General features: G+C 29.1%; 5 protein-coding genes and 1 pseudogene. 3 read left to right on the top strand and 3 right to left on the bottom strand.

Going from position 1 to position 4,591, the window contains the following annotated elements; translation table 11 throughout:
- Positions 1–47: 47 nt before the first annotated feature.
- Both LLF98_RS09475 and LLF98_RS09470 read right to left on the bottom strand, forming a co-directional pair.
- The gene (locus LLF98_RS09475; protein ID WP_291702957.1) at positions 48–419 is read right to left on the bottom strand and encodes a phage holin family protein; all 372 of its coding nucleotides are present in this window, start codon (positions 417–419) and stop codon (positions 48–50) included.
- Positions 420–498: 79 nt separating this feature from the next.
- Positions 499–1,530 carry an alpha/beta hydrolase gene (locus tag LLF98_RS09470; protein WP_291702955.1) on the bottom strand — a complete coding sequence of 344 codons (1,032 nt, stop codon included), beginning with the start codon at positions 1,528–1,530 and terminating at the stop codon, positions 499–501.
- Between the two features lie 193 nt (positions 1,531–1,723).
- On the opposite strand from LLF98_RS09470, the gene LLF98_RS09465 reads away from it, so the two are divergent.
- The 3 genes from LLF98_RS09465 (at position 1,724) to LLF98_RS09455 (ending at position 4,131) form a co-directional block, all read left to right on the top strand.
- Complete coding sequence (locus LLF98_RS09465; RefSeq protein ID WP_291702954.1) at positions 1,724–2,053, top strand: hypothetical protein; 330 nt, start codon at positions 1,724–1,726, stop codon at positions 2,051–2,053.
- Positions 2,047–2,397: an IS66 family insertion sequence element accessory protein TnpB gene (gene tnpB, locus LLF98_RS09460; protein WP_291702953.1), complete on the top strand. Its 351-nt coding sequence runs from the start codon at positions 2,047–2,049 to the stop codon at positions 2,395–2,397. The genes LLF98_RS09465 and tnpB overlap by 7 nt, the downstream gene beginning before the upstream one ends.
- 90 nt (positions 2,398–2,487) lie before the next feature.
- The gene (locus LLF98_RS09455; RefSeq protein ID WP_291702952.1) at positions 2,488–4,131 is read left to right on the top strand and encodes an IS66 family transposase; all 1,644 of its coding nucleotides are present in this window, start codon (positions 2,488–2,490) and stop codon (positions 4,129–4,131) included.
- A 261-nt stretch (positions 4,132–4,392) separates the two neighbouring features.
- Here the strand turns inward: LLF98_RS09455 and LLF98_RS09450 are convergent.
- Positions 4,393–4,591: pseudogene (locus tag LLF98_RS09450) on the bottom strand (IS200/IS605 family accessory protein TnpB-related protein); the annotation flags it as partial.

Here is a 4,591-nt window from a genome sequence, read left to right as displayed (position 1 = left end):
AGAATAATGATTGCATCTTTATTAACGAAATTATTACTATAAAACTCCTACATCACTCTTCCTGGTAATACTGCATCCAAGATTCCAATAACTATAGCTGCTAATAATGCTCCTATTATAGATACGCTCATGTTAGGAATTAAAAATTGTGTTAAATATAGTATTACGGCAGCAATAACAAATCCTTTTATCCCTCTTCCAAAAGGTGATGCATCAACACCCATAAATGACTCTACTAAATAATCTAATACAGTTATTACAACTGCAGCTAATAAAAATGACCATAACCCATTAATACTAAACCCAGGTGTTAAAAATGATGTTATTCCTAAAATAACTGCAACCAAAATTAACCTTCCTATCCAACTAAAAAAACTACTATGATGTACATGTTCTTCTTCATGTCCTTTATGTCCCATTAATATTCCTCCCTTCAAAATTCCTTTATGAACAATTATATAGTATGCTCAGATATTTAAAAAATATTTACTACTGTTTTTATTGTTGAAACTCATTTTGGATATATGAAGAAATTTGATTCAATGCTTCATCTGCCTTATCCGTAATCTTATCCATTGTAATAAACCCATGAGTAACACCATTGAATCTTATAACCTTGGATTGGATTCCTGTGTCCTTTAACTTATTACCATAAGCTTCGCCTTCATCTCTAAGAGGATCAATTTCTGCAGTTATCACAAGTGTATCTGGTAATTGATTAAATTCATTTGTTAAAAGAGGGGAGGCATATGGATTTTTTCTATCTTCTTTTTGTGGCACATATAATGAAATGTATTTTTCCATTTCTTCTTTAGAAATATTGAAATCATTAGAAAAATCAGACCAAGATTCAGTATTTAATTCATAAATGTTTGTAGAAGGATATATTAATACCTGACAAAGTATGTGTGGACCATTTTTATCTTTTGCCATTAAGCAAACTGCTACTGAAAGATTTCCACCAGCACTATCACCAGCAACAGCAATATGGTTTTCATCTCCATTTATACTTTTTGCATTTTTATTAGTCCATTGTAGTACATTATATATATCGTTAAGTGCAGCAGGAAAAGGATTTTCTGGAGCAAGACGGTAATCTACTGATATAACTATTGCTTTTGTATTCCGTGAGAGCTTTCTACAAACATTGTCATGAGTATCAAGATTTCCTGCAATCCAACTACCACCATGTGAATAAATAATTATAGGAAACATATCTCCACCTTCAGGTGTATATATACGAACTGGTATTTTTTCAGAGTTTACTTCTACAGTAATGTTTTTAATGTTTGAAAATGGTATAGGTTGTTTAGATGACTTAGTAGACTCCTTATTTAATCGTTCTCTAATTTCTTCTATGGAGTGCTCGTTAGTTGATTTAGGATTAAGGATTTCATCTAATTGTAAGTTTACTGCAGTATACATATTAATCTTACCATTTTTTGTTTCAGTTAAATTTTTTATAGTAAAAAAACCAATTATCATGAGTACGAATATAATAAATCCTATAATATTACCCTTCCTTTTCACATTATTTACCTGGTTTCTAAAACCGTAACAAATAATAACACATACTATCTATTACAATTTTTCATCTTATCCATTAAATAAGACGGTAGTATCACAGGATTCAACGTAAGCGTCAAAAATTTAGTAAATAGAATACAAGCACTTCCTTTGATAAAATATAGAAAAATTCTATTCTTAAAGGAAGTGTTTTCTTATGGGGAAAGTATCAAACCATAATTTATGGAAAAAAACTATAAACGAATTTTATGCTTATAATGGAACTATAGCATTAAGTGATTTTTGCAAAGAAAAAAATATTAGTAAAAGTCAATTTCATTATTTTAAAAGAAAACTAAATATAAATAAGGAAACTGTAATTTTTCACTCTGTATCTTTAAATCAAGATACAAACATTATAAAAACTAATGAAACATCAGCCGCAAACGAAGTTATAATAACAATCGGAAACTCCCAAATATCTATTCCTTCAAATGAAATATTGTTGATATCTTCAATAATAAAGGAATTAATGGCAAAATGCTAAATATAGATAAAGTAGAAAAAGTTTATCTTGCCTGCGGCTACACGGATTTAAGAAAAAGTATAGATGGATTAGTTATGATTGTAAAAAATCAATTCAAGTTAGATCCATTTGAGAAAGCATTATTTGTTTTTTGTAATAAGCAAATGGATAAATTAAAGATTCTTCACTTTGATGAGGGATTTTGGCTATATTATCACCGTTTAGAAGCGAATCGCTTCAAATGGCCAATAACTACAGAGGAAGCCATAAAAGTAAATGTTGAAGAATTACGTTGGCTTTTAAAAGGTTATGAAGTAAGAACAAAGTCTAAATTTAAATCTATAAAACCAAGTAATTGCTTTTGAATAACAATCTTTAAAACCCTTGAAAGCCCTTTATTTTCAAGGGTTTTTGTGGTATAATTAATGTATTAAATAGATGTTAAAGAGGTAGTTATGAATCATGAAATTTTGACCAATGAACTTGATGAAGTGACAAAATCATTAATTGAAAAAGTTGAAAAGATGGAAAATGAAATTAATGAAAAGGATAAAGAATTAAGTTCAAAAGATGAAGAAATAAGAAAACTTAAAAATGAGTTAGAATTCTTAAAAGGTGTTATATCAAATAAAAATAGAAAGATATTTGGAGTATCTAGTGAGCAAGTAGATGTAAACCAATTATCTCTTTTTAACGAAGCTGAAAAATTTAGTGATTCAAACATAGAAGAACCTACTTTAGAGGAAATTACATATAAAAGAGCTAAGAAAAATAATTACATAGGTAAAAAAGATAATCTAGCAAACTTAGAAAGAGTTGTTATAGAACACAAATTAGAAGGTGATAATCTTAACTGTAAGGATTGTGGTGAACCACTTACGGAAATTGGAGTAAAATCTAGAAAAGAGATTATCAGATATATTCCTGCTAAACTCATAGTTGAAGAACACGTGATTTACAGCTATGCTTGTAAATCATGCGAAAAAGAAACCGGTGAAAGTAATATAATTTCAGCACCAGCTCCACAAACTATTTTTTATAATAGTATGGCTTCTAATGAGTTAATTGCTCATACTATTATACTTAAATATCAACATGCTATGCCGCTTTATAGGCAACAAACTTACTTTGATATGATGGGTGCTACTCTTTCAAGACAAACTCTATGTAACTGGACTATGTCCGCAGCGGAAGCTTTAGAACCAATATGTAACCATATGAAAAAAGAATTGCTTAATAGAAATTATATACATGCCGATGAAACTACTCTGAAAGTAATTAATGATAATGGAAAAGATTCTAAATCTAAAAAATACATGTGGTTATACATGAGTGAAACTGAATCAGGTCCGGTAATTTTATATGATTATCAGAGTACTAGATCAAGCTCTTGTCCTAAAAGTTTTTTAGGAGATTTCAAAGGTTTTCTGCAAACCGATGGCTATAATGGTTATAATTCTGTTAGCAACGCCACAAGAGTATACTGCTTAGCTCATATAAGAAGATACTTTCATAACATAATAGTTGATTTAGATGAAGAAGCCCTAAAAAATTCTAGAGCAATAATAGGGTTTAAGTATTGTGAAGAAATTTATAAACTCGAAAAAGAGCTTAGAGAATCTTATTCAAGTGATAAAAATTATTATGATGTTAGATTTGGAGTAAGATCTAAACAGCTAACACCAATCATCGATAAATTTATTGCATATATTGAAATAGAAATCCAAAATGCTCTTCCAAGAAGTCCTTTAGGTAAAGCACTTGATTATGCTAAAAAGCATTTACCAGGATTAAAAAATGTAGTATTAGACGGTTCTTTAGAAGTCGACAACAATGCTGCCGAAAGAGCAATCAAACCATTTGTTATAGGTAGAAAAAATTTCTTGTTCGCAAATACTGCAAAAGGTGCAACTTCTAGTGCCAATATTTATAGCATTGTTGAAACTGCCAAGGCTAATAAATTAGTTGTAGAACGGTACTTAGTTTACCTATTTGATAATCTATCAAAGATAGATTTATCCGATAGCGAAAGCCTAGAGAATCTTATGCCTTGGTCAAATAAGATTCCTAAAAATATGATAATTAAAGATAAGAAATAAAAATTAATCCCAGTAAAGATAATTGCCTTACTGGGATATTTTAATACATTTAATAATATACAAATAGGTACCAAAATTTTTACGCTTACGATTCAACTACTTAGGTTAGTACTGTTATACTAAAATTCCATATAGCCTTTATAATTCAATATTCTTATAAAGTACAACAGAATTGCGAGTGTTACTCAGCCCCTAATATTATTATCCACCAAAGCCTTTCCTACTAGGTGTACTTTGGCAGTTTATCTTACATTAAAGCTATTATAAACTTACTATTCTAAGTATTTTCTTCCTATTAACTAACCATAAACCAGGATTTTCACCTACCTTTCTTTTTATATTTTTATTAATTTCGTTCCATCTTGACCATTCATTTTTCTTATTAAATTTATCTGAATTTATTACTAATCTGTCTTTTAATATCTTTGGTACTTTTTCTTTTAAGTTATAACTTCTTCTG

The organism is Clostridium sp., from assembly GCF_021372645.1.
GTDB lineage: Bacteria > Bacillota > Clostridia > Clostridiales > Clostridiaceae > Clostridium.
This window is presented reverse-complemented; position numbering and strand designations above follow the sequence as displayed.

What these genes read in the sequence shown, in the direction of transcription:
- LLF98_RS09465 (WP_291702954.1), top strand. Translation starts at nt 1,724, where the DNA reads ATGGGGAAAGTATCAAACCATAATTTATGGAAAAAAACTATAAACGAA.
- LLF98_RS09455 (WP_291702952.1), top strand. Translation starts at nt 2,488, where the DNA reads ATGAATCATGAAATTTTGACCAATGAACTTGATGAAGTGACAAAATCA.
- LLF98_RS09475 (WP_291702957.1), bottom strand. Translation starts at nt 419, where the DNA reads ATGGGACATAAAGGACATGAAGAAGAACATGTACATCATAGTAGTTTT.
- tnpB (WP_291702953.1), top strand. Translation starts at nt 2,047, where the DNA reads ATGCTAAATATAGATAAAGTAGAAAAAGTTTATCTTGCCTGCGGCTAC.